Annotated in this window: 1 pseudogene; it reads left to right on the forward strand. The window is 45.3% G+C overall.

Going from position 1 to position 309, the window contains the following annotated elements:
- Positions 1 to 309: pseudogene (locus AACW06_RS20285) on the forward strand (IS66 family transposase); the annotation flags it as partial.

The raw sequence follows: 309 nt of genomic DNA on the forward strand, positions 1-309 counted from the left end.
GTTCATGAAATTCCCAAACCGACAATGGATATTACCGAGTATCGGCTCTTTTCTGGTAAATGCTCTCAGTGTGGCGAAACCGTGAGGGCCAGAAAGCCGAGCGATATACCTCAAGGTATCATGGGGCTCAATCTATTGAGTCATATCGCGATCTTGGCTGGTCAATATCATCTGAGCGTGCGCAAAATACGCTCTTTACTTAAGGAGCAATTCGGTACGACTTTTTCAATTGGCGCAATCAGTGAAGCTCAAACTCGTGTTGCCTCAATGCTTACCCCACTGCACCAAGCCATCAAAAGTAATATTCAA

This window comes from Vibrio sp. S12_S33, assembly GCF_963889785.1.
Taxonomy (GTDB): domain Bacteria; phylum Pseudomonadota; class Gammaproteobacteria; order Enterobacterales; family Vibrionaceae; genus Vibrio; species Vibrio aestuarianus.